We start from the raw sequence: 19,559 nt of genomic DNA, 5'->3' as shown, positions 1-19,559 counted from the left end.
GGAAAAGCAAAGGCGCGACAAGCTTTTTCTGCCTGTCGCGCCATGAAAAACCGGCTAAATCGTTTATCTTTAGTCGATAAACAGGGAGATCACGGAATCGCCCTTGATGATGCGTTTGAACGTCTCGGCCAGCAGCGGTGCGCAGGTCAGCTGGCGGATCTTGCCGCAAGCCTTGGCCGCGTCGGACAGCGGTATCGTGTCGGTCACGACCAGCTCGTCCAGCGACGAATTGGTGATGCGCTCGATTGCCGGGCCGGACAGCACCGGGTGCGTGCAATACGCGACCACTTTCTTCGCGCCGCGCTCTTTCAGCACTTCGGCAGCCTTGACCAGGGTACCCGCGGTGTCGACCATGTCATCCATGATCACGCAGTTACGGCCTTCGACTTCACCGATGATGTTCATCACTTCCGACACATTGGCCTTCGGACGACGCTTGTCGATGATGGCCAGGTCGCAGCCCAGGCGTTTTGCCAGGGCGCGCGCACGTACCACGCCGCCGACGTCCGGCGACACCACCAGCAGGTCCTGGTAGTTCTTCTTCTGCAGGTCGCCCAGCAGAATAGGCGAAGCGTAAATATTGTCAACCGGGATATCGAAGAAGCCCTGGATCTGGTCTGCGTGCAGATCCATGATCAGGACGCGCTCGACGCCCGCTTCTTCCAGCATGTTCGCGACCACTTTGGCCGAGATCGCAACGCGCGCCGAACGTGGGCGACGGTCTTGACGGGCATAGCCGAAGTAAGGAATCGCTGCGGTGATACGGCCAGCGGACGCGCGTTTCAGGGCGTCGACCATCAGGATCAACTCCATCAGGCTGTCGTTGGTTGGGGCACAAGTCGATTGCAGAACGAAGACGTCTTTACCGCGCACGTTTTCGTTAATCTCAACCATCACTTCGCCGTCCGAGAATTTCGAAACGTTTGCCTTGCCGAGAGGGATGCCGAGATTTTTAGCGACTCCTTCTGCCAATGCAGGATTAGCGTTGCCGGTAAAAACCATCAGGTTTTCGAAAGCCATTGGGAGTCCCAGAGATAGTCTATGAAATTTTTTGAAAAGTCGCCAGCGAAAACCGCGTGGCGCTGTACTTAGAACTTGGTGTATGGTTCGCGCTGGGGCGACGCCATCTTTGCTCTATCTGGCCGGAGATAAGTTACGCCTCGACGGATCCAGATACAAACGAATGGCAGGGGAACAAGGATTCGAACCTTGGTATGCTGGAATCAAAATCCAGTGCCTTAACCAGCTTGGCGATTCCCCTACGCAACTGACTGCTTGTCGTTACATGGCCGGTATTTTACAGCCATTTTCACGCTAAGCCAAATTTTTTTACTGCCTCACAACTTTTCGATGATCGGGTGGCGATCCAGCGCTTTTGCTTTCCAGGCCTTCCACTTCGCCGGCACTTTTGCAAGCACCGCATCCGCTTCGTTCTCGGTTGCTACCGCACTGAACACACAAGCACCGGAGCCAGTCATCCTGGCGTCACCGTAAGCGCTGAGCCATTCTATCGCCTCTGCCACCGGCGGGAATAACTTCGTTGCTACTTGTTGCAAGTCGTTCTTTCCAAACCCTTTTAAACCGATTCGATTTTCGAGGTGGCTGGAAAAGTCCGTTATTATGACGACCGGAGTATCCCTTGTCAAATATTCTGAGCAAAAAATTGCTGCCGTCGGCACCGCGACGCCCGGCTCGATGACGACATACCAACAATCCGGCGCCGTTACCGGCCGCATCGCCTCCCCCACACCTTCGGCAAAGGCGGTCTGGCCGAAGATGAAAAAGGGGATGTCCGCGCCCAGCGGCAGGCCCAGCGCCATCAGTTCTTGCTTGCTTAGACCGGCCCGCCACAAATGGTTCAACGCCATCAGCGTGGTGGCCGCGTCGGACGAACCGCCGCCCAGGCCGCCGCCCATGGGCAACACCTTGTCGATCGCGATGTCGACGCCGGCCGGCAGCGCGCCTTGGCGGCGCAACACTTCGGCCTGCAGCAGCCGCGCGGCGCGGATGATCAGGTCGCTCTCTTCCGGCACGCCGGGCAGCTCGGTCACGCGGCGGATCTGGTGGTCGCCGCGCAGCGCGAAGTGCAGCGTGTCGCCGCGGTCGATCAACTGGAACACGGTTTGCAGCAAATGGTAGCCGTCGGCGCGGCGGCCGTTCACGTGCAGGAACAGGTTCAGCTTGGCCGGAGCCGGGCAATTCTTCAGACTGGTCATGGTGCTTCTTATTCTGCGTTCGGGCGGATGGCGATGCGGATCGCCATGTCATCGACCTGCCCCGCGCCCAGGCGCGTGAGGTCGATGCGTTTCGGTTGCGGCGCGGCCGCTGTGTCGTCCTGCCAGGTGACGTATTCGACTTTCCAGCCGTCGCGGGTGATCACGCTGTCGTTGGCCGGCGAGGCGACGAAGCGCTTGCCGCTGGCGTCGGTGGCATAGCCTTGCAGCCAATCGCGCAGGCCGGAGACCGGCAGCGTCCAGCCCAGCGTCTGCGCGGTCAGGCTGTCGAGGTCGGGCGCGGTGCGCGGCTGCTTGCCGCTTTGCGTCAACGTGGCCGATCCCGGCGCCACATGGATGACGGCGACGATCTGGCCGGTCGGCGAGATCATGCTGACATCGGTGGCGGCCTTGGTCTGCTGCCAGGTGAATTTGCCGCTCAGCGATTCACGCTTGCCGTCCTTGCTGTAGTTGATGGCGATGCCGCCACCGAGCTCGATGCTGTCGCGGTAAGGCGCGACCACGGCGGCCGAGCGCGGTGCGGAGGTGGTGGCGCAGCCGGCCAGCAGCACGGAAGCGGCCAGCATGGCGGCGGACGCGCCGCGGCGCAGGTGGAATATGGTCATCGGGTATCGCTTACAGGCTTAGCTTCAAACGGGCGAGCGTGCTTTTCAGCGCGTCGTTCTTCGGGTCTTTGGTTTGCGCTTCCTGCCACATCTGCTGGGCGCCGGTCTTGTCGCCCTTGACGAACAGTACTTCGCCCAGGTGGACGGCGATTTCAGGATCGCCGCGCAGGGCGTAGGCGCGGCGCAGCAGCGCTTCCGCTTCGTTCAGGTTGCCCATCCGGTACTGCACCCAGCCCATGCTGTCCATGATGAAGGGATCGCCCGGCGCCATCTTCATGGCCTTGTCGATCAGCGAGTAGGCTTCCGGCAGGCGCTCGTTGCGCTCGGCCAGCGAGTAGCCCAGCGCGTTGTAGGCGTGCTGGTTGTCGGGCGCGGCGATCATCACCTGGCGCAGCGCCTTTTCCATCAGCTCCACCTGGCCCAGCTTTTCGGCGACCAGCGCGAAATCGTACAGCAGGTCGGGATTGTCCGGGTAGCGCTTGACGGCGTTTTCCAGCACCACGTAGGCGGCGCGGTGGTCGCCGGCGTCGCGCAGGATCTGGGCGTCGGCCTGGAAGATCTGCGCCTGGTCGACGGCTTCGGACGGCTTCAGTTCGGCCAGCTGCTTGCGGGCTTCGTCGACATTGCCTTTGCGGGCCGTCAGCTGCGCCATCTTCATGCGCGCGGCCAGGTAGATTTTTTCATCGGCGCCGTCGACCTTGTCGAGCCAGTTGTAGGCGGCGTCGAAGTCGTTGCGCTGCTCGGCGATCTGCGACAGTATCATCAGCACCTTGGACGGGTCGCGCTCGTCGCTCGGATGATCGGCCAGCACCTTGACGAAATCGGTGAAGTACTTCTCCGCGTTGGGAATGTCGTTGGACTGCATCGCTATCACGCCCAGCGCGTACAGCGTGGCCAGGTTGTCCGGCTGGTCTTTCAGCAGGGTCAGGAATTCCTTGCGGGCCGGTTCGGTCTGCTTGGCGTCGGCCAGGATGCGGGCATAGGCGGCGCGCACTTCACGCGACTTCGGATACGTATCCAGGAAGGTGGACAGCACTTTCAACGCGGTGTCGATATCGCCGGACACTTGCGCCGTGGTCAGGATGGCCAGCTCGGAATCGGGCTTGATGCGCAGCGCCAGTTCGGCCTCGGTGCGGGAGTGCTCGTTGTCGCCCAGCGCGAAGGCGCCCTGCGCCAGGATCAAATGGCTTTCCAGCGTGCCGCTGTACGGCGCCAGCACGCGCTCTTCCAGCGCGAAGGCGGCGCTCTTGTCCTTGGCGCGCAGCAGGAATTGCTGCATCTGGAACATCGCCAGCGGACGCGCCTGCACCGGCGCGGCCTTCAGGCGTTCGACAAAGATCTGTTCCGCCTCGCTCAGGTCGTCGTTGACGACGGCGAAGCCGAGGAAGTATTGGGTGGCCTCGTCCGAGTCCGGCGCCAGGCTGCGCCACAGGCGGATGGCCGACAGCGCTTCCGTACCCTGCTTGGCGGTCAGCGCCATTTCGGCGGCGCGGCGCGCCAGGCGCGGATCGCGCGTCTGCTGGGCCAGCGCCAGCAGGGTGATGTAGGCGCCCTGCCACTGCCCCTGCTTGAACTCCAGCTCGGCCTTGGTGATGCGGAACAGCATGTCGCTGGTCAGCTCGACATTGGGCAACGCCTCCTCGACCGGCGCCGGTGCGGCGGCGAGCGGCGCAGGACTCTCCGCCGCCGCGTCGGCCGGCGCCGCGGTGGCGGACTCCGGCTCCTTTTGCGGCGCGACGGCGCACGCGGACAGCAAGGCGGAGAGGGTTACAATGGCGAAAGCGTTTTTCAAGGGAAGATCCTGGCAAGTCGGCAAAAGGTACAGATGCTATCGGATTCTACGCGTAACACACCGATTGCGTCTTTTGACTAGTGTAACCAAATATTCCGCCACGACCAGAGTCAGCCGCCTCATTATTTCGACTGTTTGCGAACCAGATGCCAGAATTACCAGAAGTTGAAGTCACCCGGCGCGGCGTTGCGCCGCATATCGAGGGGCGCACCGTGCATCAGGTGGTGCTGCGCCGCGAAGGCTTGCGCTGGCCGTTTCCGGCGCAGCTGCCGCAGCTGCTGGCCGGCCACCAGGTGCTGCGCACCGGCCGCCGCGGCAAGTACCTGCTGCTGCACTTCGACCATGGCACGCTGATCATCCACCTCGGCATGTCGGGCCACCTGCGCATCATGCCGACCGATATCGCACCGGAAAAACATGATCATTTTGATCTCGTGGTCGAGACCCCGGACGGCCTGCGCGTGCTGCGCATGAAGGACCCGCGCCGCTTCGGCGCGGTGCTGTGGCACGACGACGCCGACGGTCTGCTGGAGCACCACGCGCTGCTGCGCGAACTGGGCGTGGAGCCGCTGGAGGCTGGCTTCAGCGGCAAATTGCTGTACGATCAAACCCGGCAGCGCAGCGCGCCCGTCAAGCAGGTGCTGCTGGCGGGCGACATCGTTGTCGGAGTCGGCAATATTTATGCTTCGGAAAGCTTGTTCCGCGCCGGCATCAACCCGAAGACGCCGGCCCGGCGCATCAGCCTGGCGCGCTACGACAAGCTGGCCCAGGCCGTGCGCGAAATCCTGGCCGAAGCCATCGTCCAGGGCGGCAGCACCTTGCGCGATTTTATTAGCGTCAACGGCCAATCCGGGTATTTTCAGCAGAGTTATTTCGTCTATGATCGTGCAGGTGTTCCCTGCAAGGTATGCGCGGCGCCGATACGGCAGATCAAGCAGGGGCAACGGTCCACATTCTACTGTGTGAATTGCCAAAAATAAGGGCTGAACATGATGGTCAGGGATTTCGAGCAATACAGCGCCTGGCGGCAAGGCGTCGTCACGGCGTTGAAAGATTATCAATCCTGGGTGGCTGGCGCGTCCCTGACCGACGCCGCCACCGACCAGCGCATCGTGCGCACCCTGGCGCGGCTGGCCGACGACAAATTGTCGGTGGCCTTCGTCGCCGAATTCTCGCGCGGCAAATCGGAGCTGATCAACGCCATTTTCTTTGCCGACTACGGCCAGCGCATCCTGCCGTCCGCCGCCGGCCGCACCACCATGTGCCCGACCGAGTTGATGTACGACGCCAGCTTCGCGCCGTCGATCCGGCTGCTGCCGATCGAGACGCGGGCCGAGAACCTGTCCACCAGCGACTACCGCGACCAGCCCGCCGCCTGGACCGTGCTGCCGCTGAACCTGGACGCCGGCGCCGACATGCACGAGGTGTTCAAGCAGGTCAGCATGACGCGCCATGTGCCGGTGGAGGAAGCCAAGCGCTACGGCCTGTACGACGAGGACGATCCCGACATGCCGGTCACCTTGGACGACGCCGGCCTGGTCGAGATTTCGCTGTGGCGCCATGCGATCATCAACTTCCCGCATCCGCTGCTGAAGCAGGGCCTGGTGATCCTCGACACGCCGGGCCTGAACGCCATCGGCACCGAGCCCGAGCTGACGCTGAACCTGATCCCGAACGCGCACGCGGTGCTGTTCATCCTGGCCGCCGACACCGGCGTGACCAAGAGCGACATCGAAGTCTGGCGCAAGCACATCGGCGCCGGCGCCGGCCGCCTGGTGGTGCTCAACAAGATCGACAGCATGTGGGACGAGCTGCGCAGCGAGGCCGAGATCAACATCGAGATCGAGCGCCAGCAGGCCAACGTGGCGCACGTCTTGGCGCTGGAGCCGCGCCAGGTGTTCCCGGTGTCGGCGCAGAAGGCGCTGGTGGCCAAGATCAACCAGGACCCGGCGCTGCTGCAACGCAGCCGCCTGCAGACCCTGGAAGGCGCGCTGTTCAACGAGCTGATTCCGGCCAAGAAGGAAATCGTGCGCAAGCAGCTGAGCGAGGAATTGCACGCGCTGAGCACCGCGCAGCTGGCGATGGTCAACGCGCGCAGTCGCGGCGTGGTCGAGCAGCTGCATGAGCTCAAGGGCTTGCGCGGCAAGAACCAGAGCGTGATCGCCCACATGATGCGCCGCATCGATGTGGAGAAAAAGGAGTTCGACGCCAGCCTGTTCAAGCTGCAGGCCACGCGCGCCGTGTTCACGCGGCTGTCCACCGAGCTGTACACCAGCATGGGCATGGACATCGTGCGCGACGACATCGAACTGGTGCGCCAGGAGATGCAGCGCAGCCGCTTCTTCACCGGCGTGCGCGAGGCGGTGCGCAACTACTTCGAACGCATCCGCGCCAGCCTCGACGCGGCCGAGCACAAGACGGTGGAAATCAGCGAGATGATGGGCGTGATGTACCGCCGCTTCTCCAACGAGCACGGGCTGACCTTGGCCTTGCCGATGCCGTTTTCGCTGGAGCACTACCGCGAGGAGATCGAGGCGATCGAGGCGATCTACTACAAGCAGTTCGGCACGGCGACCTTGCTGACCACCAGCCGCGTGGTGTTGATGGAGAAGTTCTTCGACACCATCGCCTCGCGCGTGCGCGGCTGCTTCCGCGCCGCCAACAACGACGCGGAGGCGTGGCTGAAGGTGATCATGGCGCCGCTGGAGGCGCAGATCCGCCAGCACAAGGATCAGTTGAAACACCGGCTGGCGTCGATCCAGCGCATCCACGATGCGACCGACAGCCTGGAACAGAAAATCGACGCGTTTGAAGGCAGCCAGCAGGAGCTGGAGGCGCAGAAGGCGCGGCTCAATGAATTGGCGGGGCAGATCAGCATCGCCATCAACGCGGAATTCGTGGCGCTGGACGCCGCCGCTTAGCATTTTAGGAAAAGAATGAAAGTTGTAGCAGGTGAGAATTTTGCGGATCCCAGTTTCTCGGCCGATCTGATCGGCTGGCAAAAAGTGCATGGACGCCATGTGCTGCCGTGGCAGAACACGCGCGACGCGTATCTGATCTGGCTGTCGGAAATCATGTTGCAGCAGACGCAGGTGTCGGCGGTGCTGGGCTATTACGCGCGCTTCCTGGAGCGCTTCCCCACCCTGCGCGACCTGGCCTCCGCGCCGGTCGAGGATGTGATGGCGCAGTGGAGCGGCCTGGGCTACTACACCCGGGCGCGCAACCTGCACAAGTGCGCGCAGCGCGTGGTGGCCGAGTATGACGGCGTGTTCCCTTCCGATCCTTTGCTGTTGGCGGAGTTGCCCGGTATAGGCCGTTCGACGGCGGCGGCGATCTCGGCGTTTTCCAGCGGCACGCGGGCGGCCATCATGGACGGCAACGTCAAGCGCGTGTTCGCGCGCGTGTTCGGCATCGACACCTATCCCGGCGAGCGCAAGACCGAGGAAGCGATGTGGCGCCGCGCCGAGGCGCTGTTGCCGGAGCAAGGCATCGAATCGTACACGCAGGGCTTGATGGACATGGGCGCGACCTTGTGCACGCGCAGCAGTCCGTCGTGCGAGCGCTGCCCGATGCAGCCGCGCTGCGTGGCGTTTTCCACCGACCGCACCAAGGACCTGCCGGTGCGCAAGCCGAAGAAGGTCAGCCCGGAAAAACATGCGGTGATGCTGGCGATTATCGACGGCGGCCAGGTGCTGCTGGAACAGCGTCCGCCAAGCGGCATATGGGGCGGTTTGTTGTCGCTGCCGGAGCTGGACGGCCATCTTCTGGCCGAGGACGATGAGGTGGAAGCGGTCGATGATGCCGCGCTAATGCTGGCGGTGGGCAAGTTCGGCGAGATGGAATCGCACGAGCGGCTGTCGACGGTCACGCATGTGTTCACCCACTACAAGCTGCACATCGCGCCCTACCGCGTGACCCTGGCGCGGCGGCTGTCGATGGCGGCCGAGTCCGGCCACGTCTGGTACGACGCCGCCAAAATCCCCGACGCCCCGCTGCCGGCGCCGATCAAGAAGCTGCTATTGGAATTGGTCGGCGACAGCAAGGCCGCGCAGCAAAGGATGTTCTAAGGCCAGATCTTGACGACGCCAACCACCACACCGGAAACGGTAATGATGGTTGCCAGAGACCAGCGCATCATACGTTTTTCCAGCTCGGAGATCTGCAACCTTAACGCCGCTATTTCGACGCTCAGCCTCTTGTCCACGGCGGCCAGATCCTCTTTCGTCACGTAGTTGGATTGAATGATGGCCACTCGCTTTTCCAACAGGGCCAAATCCTCCTTCGTCGTGTAGTTGGATTGGATGATGGCCACCCGTCCGTCCAGCTTAGCCATATCTTCCCGTGTGACAAACTGAACGCGCGTGGCCGACGCCTCGGCCGCAAGTGCAGCCACCTCGACCTCAACCGAGGTCAGGCGCCGATCCAGTTGTGTGATTTGCTCGTCCATCGAGCCATCATGCGCCGAACACCGTTGACGCTCAAGACCGCACGATTGAGTCCACTCAAAGTTCGTCGAGCGAGAACAGCCGGCGGTGTTCGCGGATGGCGTAGCGGTCGGTCATGCCGGCGATGTAGTCGGCGATCTTGCGCGCCTGCTTGCCGACGTCGCCCGATTTGTCCTGGTAATCCGGCGGCAGCAGCACCGGCTCGGCCATGAACGAGTGGTACAGCTCGCGCACGATGCGGCTCGCTTTCACCCGCATGCGGTTGACCTTGTAGTGACGGTAGAGATTCTCGCGCAGGAAGCGCTTGAGCTCGGTCGCGTCCTTGCGCATCGGATCGGAAAAACGGATCAGCGGCGGCGCGGCGCGCACTTCGTCCAGGCTCTTGGGCGCGGCGTCGGCCAGCAAGGCGCTGGAGGTGGCGATCAAATCGTCGGCCAGCGCGGTGATCAGGCGGCGCAGGGTTTCATAGATCGCGCGCCGGCCCGACAGGCCGGGGAACGTCACCTGCACGTCGCGCCACAGCCGCGCGAAGAACTCCACCTGCTCCAGCTGCTCGATGGTGATCAGGCCGGAACGCAGGCCGTCGTCGATATCGTGGCTGTTGTAGGCGATCTCGTCGGCGAGGTTGGTCAGCTGCGCCTCCAGCGACGGCTGGGTGCGGTCGATGAAGCGCTGCGCCACCGGCCCCAGCAAGCGCGCATTGTTCAGCGAGCAGTGCTTGAGGATGCCCTCGCGGGTCTCGAACATCAGGTTCAGGCCGTTGTAGGCGCCGTAGTGTTCTTCCAGCTCGTCCACCACGCGCAGGCTTTGCAGGTTGTGCTCGAAGCCGCCGTGGTCCTGCATGCATTCGTTGAGCACGTCCTGGCCGACGTGGCCGAACGGCGTGTGGCCCAGGTCGTGCGCCAGCGAGATCGCCTCCACCAGGTCCTCGTTCAGGCGCAGGTTGCGCGCCAGCGAGCGGCCGATCTGCGCCACCTCCAGGCTGTGCGTCAGCCGGGTGCGGAACAGGTCGCCTTCGTGGTTGAGGAACACCTGGGTCTTGTATTCCAGCCGGCGGAAGGCCGAGGAATGGATGATGCGGTCGCGGTCGCGCTGGAACTGGCTGCGCGAGGCGTGCGCCGTTTCGTCGTAGCGGCGCCCCGCGCCGCCCGCCGAATGGGCCGCGTAGGGGGCGAGGAATTCGTCGGGCAGCATGGCGGCTTAGATGCTGGCGGCCAGCGTGGCCAGCAGCAGCTCCTGCGGCGCGTTGGTGATGCTTGGCGCGCCCAGCGGTTTCAACAGGATGAACTTGATGGCGCCGCCCTCGTTCTTCTTGTCGACCTCCATCAGCTCCAGCCAGCGCTCGGTGCCCAGGTCGGGCGCCTTGACCGGCAGGCCGGCCGCCACCACCAGCGCGCGCATGCGCGCCACGGTGGCCGCGTCGACCAGGCCCATGCGGTGCGACAGGTCGGCCGCCATCACCATGCCGCAGCCGACGGCCTCGCCGTGCAGCCACTCGCCGTAGCCCAGGCCGTTCTCGATGGCGTGGCCGAAGGTGTGGCCGAAATTCAGGATGGCGCGCAGGCCGCCTTCGCGTTCGTCCTGGCGCACCACCTCGGACTTGATCTCGCACGAGCGGGCGATGGCGTAGGCCAGCGCGCCCTTGTCGCGCGCCATCAGCTTGACGATATTGGCTTCGATCCAGTCGAAGAAGGCGGCGTCGATGATGGCGCCGTGCTTGATCACCTCGGCCAGGCCGGCCGACAGCTCGCGCGCCGGCAGGGTTTCCAGGGTCGAGGTGTCGGCGATCACCGCGCGCGGCTGGTAGAACGCGCCTATCATGTTCTTGCCCAGCGGATGGTTGATGCCGGTCTTGCCGCCCACCGAGGAATCGACCTGCGACAGCAAGGTGGTCGGCACCTGGATGAAATCGACGCCGCGCATATAGCTGGCGGCGGCGTAGCCGGTCAGGTCGCCGATGACGCCGCCGCCCAGGGCGATCAGCGTGGTCTTGCGGTCGGCCTTGGCGGCCAGCAGCGCATCGAAGATCTGCATCAGGCTGGACCAGTTTTTATACTCTTCGCCGTCCGGCAGCACGATGGCCGTGACCTGCTTGCCGGCCTGGCGCAGGCCGGCCTCGACGCGCGCCAGGTACAGCGGCGCGATGGTGGTGTTGGTGACGATGGCGACCTTGTCGCCGTTGACGTGGCGGGCCAGCAGCATGCTGTCTTGCAGCAGCGCCGGGCCGATCGAGATGGGGTAGCTGCGCTCGCCCAGCTCGACATTTAACAGGATGGTGGATTCTTCGTTCATCGATGGTTCGGCTTGTGTGACGCAGTTGGGCGAGGCTACACAAGCCCGGGTTTCCAGCTGGGTCAGGATGGATTGAACCATCGATTGTACGTTAGGTCGGCCGGTATCGATGACGATATCGGCAATTTCCATGTACAAAGGATCACGGGTGGCCATCAATTCTTCGAGTTTTTTGCGCGGATCGGCCGTTTGCAGCAGCGGCCGGTTCTTGTCGTGCGCGGTGCGCTGCAAGATGCTGTTGACGGTGGCGCGCAGATAGATCACGGTGCCGCGCGCCTTCAGGTAGGCGCGGTTGTCCGGGTTCAGGATGGCGCCGCCGCCGGTGGCCAGCACCAGGTCGGGCTGGGCGGTCAGCTCGCGGATCACGTCGGCCTCCCGCCGGCGGAAGCTCTGCTCGCCCTCGATTTCAAAAATCCACGGGATCGAGGCGCCGGTGCGGGCCTCGATCTCGTGATCGGAATCGATGAAACGCAGACCCAGTTTGCGGGCCAGGATGCGGCCGATGGTGGTTTTTCCTGCCCCCATCAGGCCGACTAGAAACACATTAGGCATGAACGTTAATTAGAGTTGCTACACGAAGTTGAGGTGCCGTACGGGCTGGTGTAACCCGGCGGCCGCACAGTTTTCGTCGCGTAATCGACCGCGGCGCCCGGCAAGTGTACCAGAGCCGTATAGGAAGACTCGGTGCCATTTGCCTGGCCGCGCACCGTCAGGTTCAGATCGAGCCAGTAGGCGTTGTCCTTGGTGTAGGTCAGCGAGACCAGGGCCTGGCCCTTGGCGTCGGTGGTCACATTGGTCGTGACGGTGACCGGAATGCCCGGGGTGAGCGTGCCACTGCCGTTGACATCCTCGCCGGGGTCCAGGATGCCGTTGCCGTTGGTATCCTCGTTGGCGCAGGCGAGCTTGCTCGCCGGCGTCCATGGGCCTTGCGGCTCGGGGAAGAACATGGTGCCCTTGAAATAGGTCAGCGGCAGCGCCGACGCGGTCAGCTTCACGCCCGGCACCGCGTTGCCGGCGGCGTCGGTCACCAGGATCGAATAGTCGAGCTGGTACAGCGTGGTGGTGTCGGTCGGAATGATCACGGTATTGCCGGTGCCGGCGCTGATGAACAGCGATTTCTGCGCCACCGTCAGGCTGGCGATGGCGCTGGCCTTGGAACCGGCAACCAGCTTGGCCTGCACCTGCACGCCATTGAGGGCCGACGGATTGCTGCCGGCGATAAAGCTGACCGTGGCGGCGCCGTCGGCGCCGGTGGTCACCACGTTAGGCTGGCTCAGGGTGCCGCCGCTCGGATCGGCAGCGATGGTGAAGGCCACGGTGGCGTTCTTGACCACGTTGTTGAGCGCGCTGCCGTCGCGCACCACGGCGCGCAATGTGGCCTGCTGGGTCGTGATGCCCTTGGGATTGACGCCGATCACAGCCGGATCAGCCTGCACCGAAATGGTGGAGATATCGGTCAGCGGCGCGACAAACTCCAGGTCGGTCTGGGTATTGAGCGAGCCGGAGGTGGCCGTCAGCGTGGCCACGCCGGGGCCGCTGGCGTTGACATAGGCGGTGGCGGCGCCGCCGCTCAATGGCATAGCTCCGCTGAGCTTGGTGGTACAGCCGGCATCGCTGTACACATCGCCGCGCGAGGTGTTGATGGTGACGCTGGCGGGCGAAGGCGGACCGCCGGTCACGGCAACCTGCTGGCAGCCGCCGATGTTGGCGACGGTTTCCACATTACCGTTGAGGTCGAGCACCTTGATCGCGAAGGTCGAGGAATTGATGACGATGCCGACCGTGGCTATTTCACCGCCGGCGCGCACGGTGATCTGGTCGGCCGTGCCGCTGGAGGCCGCATAGGTCAGCACCAGCTGGCCGGCCGAATTGGTGACGGCGGCGCCGCCGTTCTTGACGGTCAGCGCGTTGGAGTTGGAGCCAAACGTCACCACTTTGTTGATCAAGCCGTTGCCAGCCGAGTCGACCAGCTTGAGGGTGACGTCGGCGCTGGCGCCGACATTGATGGTCGGTTGGGCGTTGATGGTCAGCTTGTTGCCGGTCACGGGGACCACGGTGGTCTTGGAGACCGCCCCCGGCGCGCTCGCGGTGATCTTGATGTCGCGCGAGGTTGGATCGTCGCCGGTGCCGAGCTTGGCGGTCGCCCGGCCCTGCGCGTCGGAGGCCACGTTGGCCAGCGACAGGCTGCCCGAGTCGGCCTTGAGGTTGACCGTCACGCCGGCCATCGCGGCGTTGTTGGAGTCGCGCACCAGCACAATCACATCGACTTCACTGCCGGCCGTACCGACCGAAGCCAGCGAACCGGCGGACGTGGTCAAGGTCAGGCTGGGCACGGCGCTGATCACATCGACCGTGATCTCGCTCGACTTGATCGCGCCGCCATTGGCGCTGGCGCTGATGGTGATGGTGCGGGTGCTGGGATCGCCCTTGACGCTGAGCTTTTCAAGCACCTGGCCGGAGGTGTTGGTGATGCGGTTGGTGTTGCTGATGGTGCCGGAGCTGGCGCTGAAGTTGACCGTCTCGTTCGGCAGCGCATTGCCGCCGGCGTCCTTGACGATGGCCGTCAGCGTCACTTCGGTGCCGTCCAGGCCGGACGAGGCGATGGTGTTCGCGCTGGCGGTCAGCACCACGGAAGCCGCCTTGGACGGCGTCACGCCATTGCCGTTGGCGCCGGCCGAGCCGCCGCCGCCGCCGCAGGCGGACAAGACACTGGCGCATGCCAGCAGGGCCAGCCATCCGGTGATTTTTTTCATGATGCGAATTCCCTTAGTGTTCATAAATAAGCTTGCGTTGCGTGAGCTGGCGATGCGCTGCCGCGGCCTAGCGGGTCGAGAGCCGCTCGGCGACGATCTTGGGCGTGATAAAGACCAGCAATTCGGTCTTGTCGTTGGTGCGGCTGTTGCTGCGGAACAGATAACCGAGCACCGGCACATCGCCCAGCAGCGGCACCTTGTCGGTGGTGTTGCGCTCGGTCTGCTGGTAGATGCCGCCCAGCACCACGGTGCCGCCGTTCTCGACCATGACCTGGGTCTTGACGTGCTTGGTGTCGATGGCGAAGCCGGCGCGGGTTTCCTGGCCGACGCTGTCCTTGTTGACGTCGACGTCGATGACGACGTTGCCGTCCGGCGTGATCTGCGGCGTCACTTCCAGCCGCAGGTTGGCCTTGCGGAACATGATCGAGGTGGCGCCGCTGCTGGTGGCCACCTGGTAGGGCAGCTCGATGCCCTGCTCGATCAACGCGATCGCCTTGTCGGCCGTGATCACGCGCGGGCTGGAGATGATCTTGCCGGTGCCGTCCGCTTCCAGCGCCGACAGCTCCAGGTTGAGGAAGCGGTTGGCGGCCGACGAGAACAGGCTGACCGCCAGGTTGCCGGCCTGGGCGCCGTTGATCGCGCCGGCCGGCAGGCTGATGAACTGGCTGTTGCTGTAGCTGGCGTCGGAAGCCTTGATCTGGCCGGTCGTCTCGCCCACGCCGTTGATGTTGCCGCCGATGGCGACCCGGGTGTTGCTGGTGCCGAGCTGGTAGCCGGAGTCGCCGCCGCGCTGGGTGCGCAGGTCGGCAAAGCCCAGCTTGGCGCCGAGGTTGCGGGTGAAGGTGTCGCTGGCCTCGACGATGCGGGCCTCGATCAGCACCTGCTTGGAGGCGATGTCGGTCTTGGCGATCAGCTTGCGGATGTCGTCCAGCTTGGAGGCGATGTCGGTGACGAACAGCTGGTTGGTGCGCGGCTCGATGATGGCGCTGCCGCGCTTGGACAGGATGCGGTTCTTGCCGTCGCCGCCGCCCTCCAGCCCGAACACGGTCTTGAAGGCGTCGGCCTTCTGGTAGTTCAGCTGGAAGATCTCGGATTTCAACGGCTCCAGGTCGGCGATCTGGGCGCGCTGCTCCAGCTCCAGCTTTTCCTTGGTCAGCAGTTCTTCCTTGGGGGCGATCCACAGCACCGAGCCGTTCTTGCGCATGTCCAGGCCCTTGGCCTGCAACACCACGTCCAGCGCCTGGTCCCACGGCACTTCCTTCAGGCGCAAGGTCAGGTTGCCGCTGACGCTGTCGCTGGTGATGATGTTCAGGCCGGAGATGTCGGCGATCGCCTGCAGCGCCGCGCGCACCTCGACGTTCTGGAAATTGAAGGACAGCTTCTCGCCGCGATAGCCCTGGGTGCCCTGGGTCAGCTTGTTCGGGTCTTCCTTGATCGGCTTGACGTCGATCACCAGCTGGGTGTCGCTCTGGTAGACGGTCTGTTCCCACAGGCCGCGCGCCTCGATCGTCATGCGCGTGTTGTCGCCCTGCGGCACGGTGGTGACCAGCGCCACCGGGGTGCCGAAGTCGCTGACGTCGAGCCGGCGGCGCAGGCTTTCCGGCACGCCGGTCTTGAGGAAATCGACCACCACGCCGTTCGGGGTCTGGCGCACGTCGACCGCCACCTGGCTGTTGGGCAGGTCGACCACCACCCGGCCTTCGCCGTTGGCGCCGCGGCGGAAGTCCATGTCGCGCAGCAGTTGGCGACCGGCAGGCACGGCCGGCGCGGCCACCGCCACCGGCAAGCCGCGGGCGTCGACCGCCTGGGCCAGGCCGCCGGAACCGTCGATGGTCAGGATCACGGCGTTGCCGTCGATGGCGGTGGCGTAGTTCAGGCTGCGCTTCAGGTTGAACACCAGGCGCGAGCGTTCGCCGGCCTGCACCACGTTGACGCCGCGCAGGTCGCCCAGGCTCAGCTCCTGCACGGTCTTGCCGGTGGCGTTGGAGGTGGCGCCGAAGTCGAGCGCGATGCGCGGCGGATTGGTGATGGCGAAGCCGATCGGCAGCTTGCCGGGCGCGTTCTTCAGCGCGATCTTGACGATCACGTTCGAGCCCTGCTGGTTGGCGCTGATCGACTCGATGGCGTTCGACGGCGGCGCCTCCGGCGCGGCCTGGGCGCGGACCACGCCGGCCACCTGCATGGCCAAGGCAAAAGCGAGCACCGGCATCCAGCTGGCGACGGCCAGGGCGCGCCGGGGCGTGATGTGAGTGGTCATTTGGTGTTCTCCTTGCTTTCCTGCAATTCCAACTTGGACATGCGTTCGACCCAATCGCCGCCCGCATCCTGTACGATTTCCTTGACGCTGACGCTGTTGTCGTTGATGGCGGTGATCAGGCCGAAATTCTGGCCCACGTGCTGCCCGACGACCACATGGTGCAGGTTGCGGTCGACCTGCAGCAGCCCGTACAACAAGCCTTTCTGCTGCACGGTGCCGACCATCTTGACGGTGTCGAGCGGGAAGCTCTCCAGCAATTCCTTGCGCCGCTCCGTGTCCGGCTTGATGCCGTTGGTCCCCTTGGCCGAGGCCTTGGCCAGCTCGGCGAGCAGCTTGTTGGGATTGAAGGGGTCGATCGCCTCGGCCTGGGCGTAGGCGAAGGGGATGAAGGTCTTGGGTTCGGCCAGCGGCGGCACCGCCACCTTGGCCTGGGAATCGACCTGCTTCATCCAGGCGCGCACTTCCTGCACGTCGCTGTCGCCGCAGCCGGCCAGCAGCGCCAGCACGGGGGCCAGCAGCATCGCGGGGATCAGGGTTCTCATGATTTTTTCGCCGCCTTCTTCTTGTCGGCGGCGGCCTTGCGCTGGGCGCTGACCTCCTCGGGGTCGAGATAGCGGAAGGTCTTGACCACCGCCTCCAGGGTCAGCACGCCGTCCTTGCCGGTGTTCAGGCTCATGTTGTTGAGCGTGACGATGCGCGACAGGTTGGCCATGTTGCCGGCGAAGGCGCCGATGTCGTGGTAGCTGCCGGTGACGCGGATGTCGATCGGCAGTTCGGCGTAGTAGTCCTTGACCACCGCCTGGGCCGGCTTGAAGGACTCGAACTGCAGGCCGCTGCCGGTGCCGGCGCGGCCGATGTCCTTGAGCAGCGCGTCCATCTCGGCCTTGCTCGGCAGCTGTTTCTGCAAGCGGTCGACGTACTGGTCGACCTGCACTTTCTGCGCCCGCAGCGCTTCCAGGTTGACCGCCTGCGAGGTCTTGAACTTGTACTCGTCGCGCAGCTTGAGTTCGGCCTGGGCGCCGGCCTCCTGCTCGTCGAACTGCGAGCTCCAGTAGCCGAAGTAGCCGGCCACCACCACCGCCGCCGTCACGCCGATGCTGCACAGCACGCGCGGCGCCAGCGGCCACTGGCCCGGATGGCGGTCGCCGAGGTTGCGGAACTGGTCGGCCATTTGCTCGCCCAGCAGATTGAGATTCAGCTTGGCCATGGTTATCCGCGCTCCTGGCTCTTGGCCGGCGCCGGGCCGCCGGCCGGGGCGTCCTTGCCCTTGACACCGTTGGCGGCCGCATCCTTGTCGCGCGGACGCTTGATGTTGACCGACAGGTTGAACTCCACCACCTTCTTGGCGGTCTTGCCCTGGCCCAGGCCGGTGGACTTGACTTCGACCAGCTCCGGCCGCTCCAGCCACGGCGACACGCCGGCCAGGTTGCCCAGCAATTCGGAGACCCGCTCCTGCGACTGCGCATAGCCGCCGATCGCCACTTTCTGGCCTTCCTGCTTGAAGCCCTTGAGGTAGACGCCGGACGGGATCTGCTTGACCAGCTCGTCGAGCAGATAGACCGGCTGGTTGCGGTCGCCCTGCAAGTCTTCCACCGCCTGCTGGCGCGCCTTCAGCGCTTCGATTTCCTGCTTCAGCGTGGCGATCTCGGCGATCTTCTTGTCGAGGCCGGAGATCGCGGTCTTGATCACGTGGTTGCGTTCGTTCTGGATGGAGATGGCGCGGGCGTTGTAGCCGCCCACCAGCAGCACCACGCCGACGCCGACGATGGCGCCCAGCGCCAGCAGCGCGAAGAAGGCCGCCTTTTTCTGTTTGCGCTTTTCCTCGCGGTGCGGCAGCAGGTTAATTTTAATCATCAGCCGAACCTCCGCATGGCCAGGCCGCAGGCGACCAGGTAGGCCGGGGCGTCGCTGCGCAGCTGCGATTCGCGCACCGAGGCGGCCAGCTGCATGCCCTTGAACGGCGAGATCACGGCGCTGTTGATCTTGGTGCGGCTGGCCACCAGTTCCAGCAGGCCGGGCAGCAGCGCGCAGCCGCCGGCCAGGAACAGCTGGTCGACCCGCGTGTAGGGCGTGGAGGTGTAGAAGAACTGGATCGCCCGCGTCACTTCCAGCGCCGCGCTTTCCAGGAAGGGCGTCAGCAGCTCGGCGTGGTAGTTGTCGGGCAGGTCGCCGGATTTCTTGCGCGTCTCGGCCTCGTCAAAGCTCATGCCGTAGGAACGCACGATGTCCTGGGTTAGCGCGTTGCCGCCGAAGGGCTGCTCGCGCTCGTAGACGGTGACGCCGTCCAGCATCACGGAGATATGGGTGACCTGGGCGCCGACCTGGAACAGCGCGATCACCTGGCCGGCGCCCGCTTCGGGCAGCTGGGCGGTCACGCGGTCGAGCGCGGAGCGGGCGGCGTAGGATTCGATGTCCATCACGGTGGCCTTGAGGCCGGACGCCTCGGCGATGGCGACCCGGTCCTCGACCTTCTCGCGGCGCGAGGCGGCCAGCATCACTTCGATGTCTTCCGGCGAATTGGCGGCCGGGCCGATGACGTCGAAGTCCAGGCTGACCTCGTCGAGCGCGAACGGGATGTACTGGCTGGCTTCGGATTCGACCTGCACTTCCAGCTGGTCTTCCGACATGCCGGCCGGCAGGATGATTTTCTTGGTGATGACGGAAGCGGGCGGCATGCCCAGCGCGACCAGCTTGGTGCGGGTGCCGCTTTTCTTCCACACCCGGCGCACCGCGTCGACCACCTGGTCCATGTTTTCGATATTGCCGTCGACCACGGCGCCGCGCGGCAGCGGCTCGGCGGCGTAGCGCTCCAGCCGGTATTCGCCCTTGCCGCCCTGGGCCAGCTCGACCAGGCGCACGCTGGAGGTACTGATGTCGATGCCCACCAGCGGCGGGTTGCCCTGCCCCAGCAACGCCTTGATGTCCATCATACGAGCCTCCCGGCGCCATGGCTGGCGCCAGTGCTTCTTTGCCGCCGAATCAACATTCGAACAGTTTGCATTGTGGAACTCGTTTGAAAACCAGCGTTTAGACAGCTTATGTAAGACCGTACATTAAATCCTGCCTATATAAGTGTAAAGGTATTTCTATTGTGCACAATTGCCTTGGTGTGAGGGTTTCACCACACTTTTTTTGCGTGCCGTAGCCTCAAAAACAACTCAGTTGTTTTGTTACCCACAAG

16 protein-coding genes and 1 tRNA gene are annotated in these 19,559 nt (G+C 64.3%); 3 read left to right on the top strand and 14 right to left on the bottom strand.

Annotated features, from left to right (window positions below):
• Nucleotides 1-69: 69 nt before the first annotated feature.
• From AC07OK_RS21755 to AC07OK_RS21735, 5 genes are all read right to left on the bottom strand, one after another.
• Nucleotides 70-1,020: a ribose-phosphate pyrophosphokinase gene (locus AC07OK_RS21755; RefSeq protein WP_332853291.1), complete on the bottom strand. Its 951-nt coding sequence runs from the start codon at nt 1,018-1,020 to the stop codon at nt 70-72.
• Nucleotides 1,021-1,184: 164 nt separating this feature from the next.
• Nucleotides 1,185-1,261, bottom strand: a tRNA-Gln gene (locus AC07OK_RS21750).
• Nucleotides 1,262-1,337: 76 nt separating this feature from the next.
• Nucleotides 1,338-2,216 carry a 4-(cytidine 5'-diphospho)-2-C-methyl-D-erythritol kinase gene (gene ispE, locus AC07OK_RS21745; protein ID WP_494692247.1) on the bottom strand — a complete coding sequence of 293 codons (879 nt, stop codon included), beginning with the start codon at nt 2,214-2,216 and terminating at the stop codon, nt 1,338-1,340.
• A gap of 8 nt (nt 2,217-2,224) precedes the next feature.
• The gene (gene lolB / locus AC07OK_RS21740; RefSeq protein WP_494692246.1) at nt 2,225-2,839 is read right to left on the bottom strand and encodes a lipoprotein insertase outer membrane protein LolB; all 615 of its coding nucleotides are present in this window, start codon (nt 2,837-2,839) and stop codon (nt 2,225-2,227) included.
• A gap of 10 nt (nt 2,840-2,849) precedes the next feature.
• Nucleotides 2,850-4,631 carry a tetratricopeptide repeat protein gene (locus AC07OK_RS21735; protein WP_494692245.1) on the bottom strand — a complete coding sequence of 594 codons (1,782 nt, stop codon included), beginning with the start codon at nt 4,629-4,631 and terminating at the stop codon, nt 2,850-2,852.
• A 146-nt stretch (nt 4,632-4,777) separates the two neighbouring features.
• Here AC07OK_RS21735 and mutM point away from each other — a divergent pair, with 146 nt between their 5' ends.
• Genes mutM through mutY form a run of 3 tightly spaced genes read left to right on the top strand, consistent with a single transcriptional unit; the run spans nt 4,778 to nt 8,698 of the window.
• Nucleotides 4,778-5,611 (top strand): bifunctional DNA-formamidopyrimidine glycosylase/DNA-(apurinic or apyrimidinic site) lyase, encoded by an 834-nt coding sequence (gene mutM, locus AC07OK_RS21730; RefSeq protein WP_494692244.1) that lies wholly within the window; start codon nt 4,778-4,780, stop codon nt 5,609-5,611.
• Nucleotides 5,612-5,623: 12 nt separating this feature from the next.
• Nucleotides 5,624-7,552 carry a dynamin family protein gene (locus tag AC07OK_RS21725; protein ID WP_494692329.1) on the top strand — a complete coding sequence of 643 codons (1,929 nt, stop codon included), beginning with the start codon at nt 5,624-5,626 and terminating at the stop codon, nt 7,550-7,552.
• 15 nt (nt 7,553-7,567) lie between these two features.
• On the top strand, nt 7,568-8,698 hold the full coding sequence (gene mutY / locus AC07OK_RS21720; protein ID WP_494692243.1) for an A/G-specific adenine glycosylase: 1,131 nt from the start codon (nt 7,568-7,570) through the stop codon (nt 8,696-8,698).
• Here mutY and AC07OK_RS21715 read toward each other — a convergent pair.
• The 9 genes from AC07OK_RS21715 to AC07OK_RS21675 form a co-directional block, all read right to left on the bottom strand.
• Complete coding sequence (locus tag AC07OK_RS21715) at nt 8,695-9,078, bottom strand: hypothetical protein (RefSeq protein ID WP_494692242.1); 384 nt, start codon at nt 9,076-9,078, stop codon at nt 8,695-8,697. The genes mutY and AC07OK_RS21715 overlap by 4 nt on opposite strands.
• Before the next feature lie 55 nt (nt 9,079-9,133).
• The gene (locus tag AC07OK_RS21710) at nt 9,134-10,270 is read right to left on the bottom strand and encodes a deoxyguanosinetriphosphate triphosphohydrolase (protein ID WP_494692241.1); all 1,137 of its coding nucleotides are present in this window, start codon (nt 10,268-10,270) and stop codon (nt 9,134-9,136) included.
• Nucleotides 10,271-10,276: 6 nt separating this feature from the next.
• Nucleotides 10,277-11,920: a bifunctional shikimate kinase/3-dehydroquinate synthase AroKB gene (gene aroKB, locus AC07OK_RS21705; protein ID WP_494692240.1), complete on the bottom strand. Its 1,644-nt coding sequence runs from the start codon at nt 11,918-11,920 to the stop codon at nt 10,277-10,279.
• Nucleotides 11,921-11,925: 5 nt separating this feature from the next.
• On the bottom strand, nt 11,926-14,121 hold the full coding sequence (locus AC07OK_RS21700) for a beta strand repeat-containing protein (protein WP_494692239.1): 2,196 nt from the start codon (nt 14,119-14,121) through the stop codon (nt 11,926-11,928).
• 67 nt (nt 14,122-14,188) lie between these two features.
• Entirely contained in the window at nt 14,189-16,378 is a 2,190-nt protein-coding gene (locus AC07OK_RS21695) for a type IV pilus secretin PilQ (RefSeq protein WP_494692238.1), read from the bottom strand.
• Nucleotides 16,375-16,920 carry a pilus assembly protein PilP gene (locus AC07OK_RS21690; RefSeq protein WP_494692237.1) on the bottom strand — a complete coding sequence of 182 codons (546 nt, stop codon included), beginning with the start codon at nt 16,918-16,920 and terminating at the stop codon, nt 16,375-16,377. The genes AC07OK_RS21695 and AC07OK_RS21690 overlap by 4 nt, the downstream gene beginning before the upstream one ends.
• Entirely contained in the window at nt 16,917-17,585 is a 669-nt protein-coding gene (locus tag AC07OK_RS21685; RefSeq protein ID WP_494692236.1) for a type IV pilus inner membrane component PilO, read from the bottom strand. Before AC07OK_RS21685 ends, AC07OK_RS21690 begins: the two co-directional genes overlap by 4 nt.
• Nucleotides 17,586-17,587: 2 nt before the next feature.
• Nucleotides 17,588-18,232: a PilN domain-containing protein gene (locus AC07OK_RS21680; protein ID WP_494692235.1), complete on the bottom strand. Its 645-nt coding sequence runs from the start codon at nt 18,230-18,232 to the stop codon at nt 17,588-17,590.
• The gene (locus AC07OK_RS21675) at nt 18,232-19,308 is read right to left on the bottom strand and encodes a pilus assembly protein PilM (protein ID WP_494692234.1); all 1,077 of its coding nucleotides are present in this window, start codon (nt 19,306-19,308) and stop codon (nt 18,232-18,234) included. Before AC07OK_RS21675 ends, AC07OK_RS21680 begins: the two co-directional genes overlap by 1 nt.
• Nucleotides 19,309-19,559 lie beyond the last annotated feature (251 nt).

This window comes from Duganella sp. GW821-FHT07G03, from assembly GCF_059418605.1.
Note: the sequence above shows the minus strand (reverse complement) of the source record. Positions and strands in the feature narration are given on the sequence as shown.

What these genes read in the sequence shown, in the direction of transcription:
- aroKB (WP_494692240.1), bottom strand. Translation starts at nt 11,920, where the DNA reads ATGCCTAATGTGTTTCTAGTCGGCCTGATGGGGGCAGGAAAAACCACC.
- AC07OK_RS21700 (WP_494692239.1), bottom strand. Translation starts at nt 14,121, where the DNA reads ATGAAAAAAATCACCGGATGGCTGGCCCTGCTGGCATGCGCCAGTGTC.
- AC07OK_RS21680 (WP_494692235.1), bottom strand. Translation starts at nt 18,232, where the DNA reads ATGATTAAAATTAACCTGCTGCCGCACCGCGAGGAAAAGCGCAAACAG.
- AC07OK_RS21725 (WP_494692329.1), top strand. Translation starts at nt 5,624, where the DNA reads ATGGTCAGGGATTTCGAGCAATACAGCGCCTGGCGGCAAGGCGTCGTC.
- AC07OK_RS21755 (WP_332853291.1), bottom strand. Translation starts at nt 1,020, where the DNA reads ATGGCTTTCGAAAACCTGATGGTTTTTACCGGCAACGCTAATCCTGCA.
- AC07OK_RS21695 (WP_494692238.1), bottom strand. Translation starts at nt 16,378, where the DNA reads ATGACCACTCACATCACGCCCCGGCGCGCCCTGGCCGTCGCCAGCTGG.
- mutY (WP_494692243.1), top strand. Translation starts at nt 7,568, where the DNA reads ATGAAAGTTGTAGCAGGTGAGAATTTTGCGGATCCCAGTTTCTCGGCC.
- AC07OK_RS21675 (WP_494692234.1), bottom strand. Translation starts at nt 19,308, where the DNA reads ATGATGGACATCAAGGCGTTGCTGGGGCAGGGCAACCCGCCGCTGGTG.
- AC07OK_RS21715 (WP_494692242.1), bottom strand. Translation starts at nt 9,078, where the DNA reads ATGGACGAGCAAATCACACAACTGGATCGGCGCCTGACCTCGGTTGAG.
- AC07OK_RS21685 (WP_494692236.1), bottom strand. Translation starts at nt 17,585, where the DNA reads ATGGCCAAGCTGAATCTCAATCTGCTGGGCGAGCAAATGGCCGACCAG.
- AC07OK_RS21710 (WP_494692241.1), bottom strand. Translation starts at nt 10,270, where the DNA reads ATGCTGCCCGACGAATTCCTCGCCCCCTACGCGGCCCATTCGGCGGGC.
- ispE (WP_494692247.1), bottom strand. Translation starts at nt 2,216, where the DNA reads ATGACCAGTCTGAAGAATTGCCCGGCTCCGGCCAAGCTGAACCTGTTC.
- AC07OK_RS21690 (WP_494692237.1), bottom strand. Translation starts at nt 16,920, where the DNA reads ATGAGAACCCTGATCCCCGCGATGCTGCTGGCCCCCGTGCTGGCGCTG.
- mutM (WP_494692244.1), top strand. Translation starts at nt 4,778, where the DNA reads ATGCCAGAATTACCAGAAGTTGAAGTCACCCGGCGCGGCGTTGCGCCG.
- lolB (WP_494692246.1), bottom strand. Translation starts at nt 2,839, where the DNA reads ATGACCATATTCCACCTGCGCCGCGGCGCGTCCGCCGCCATGCTGGCC.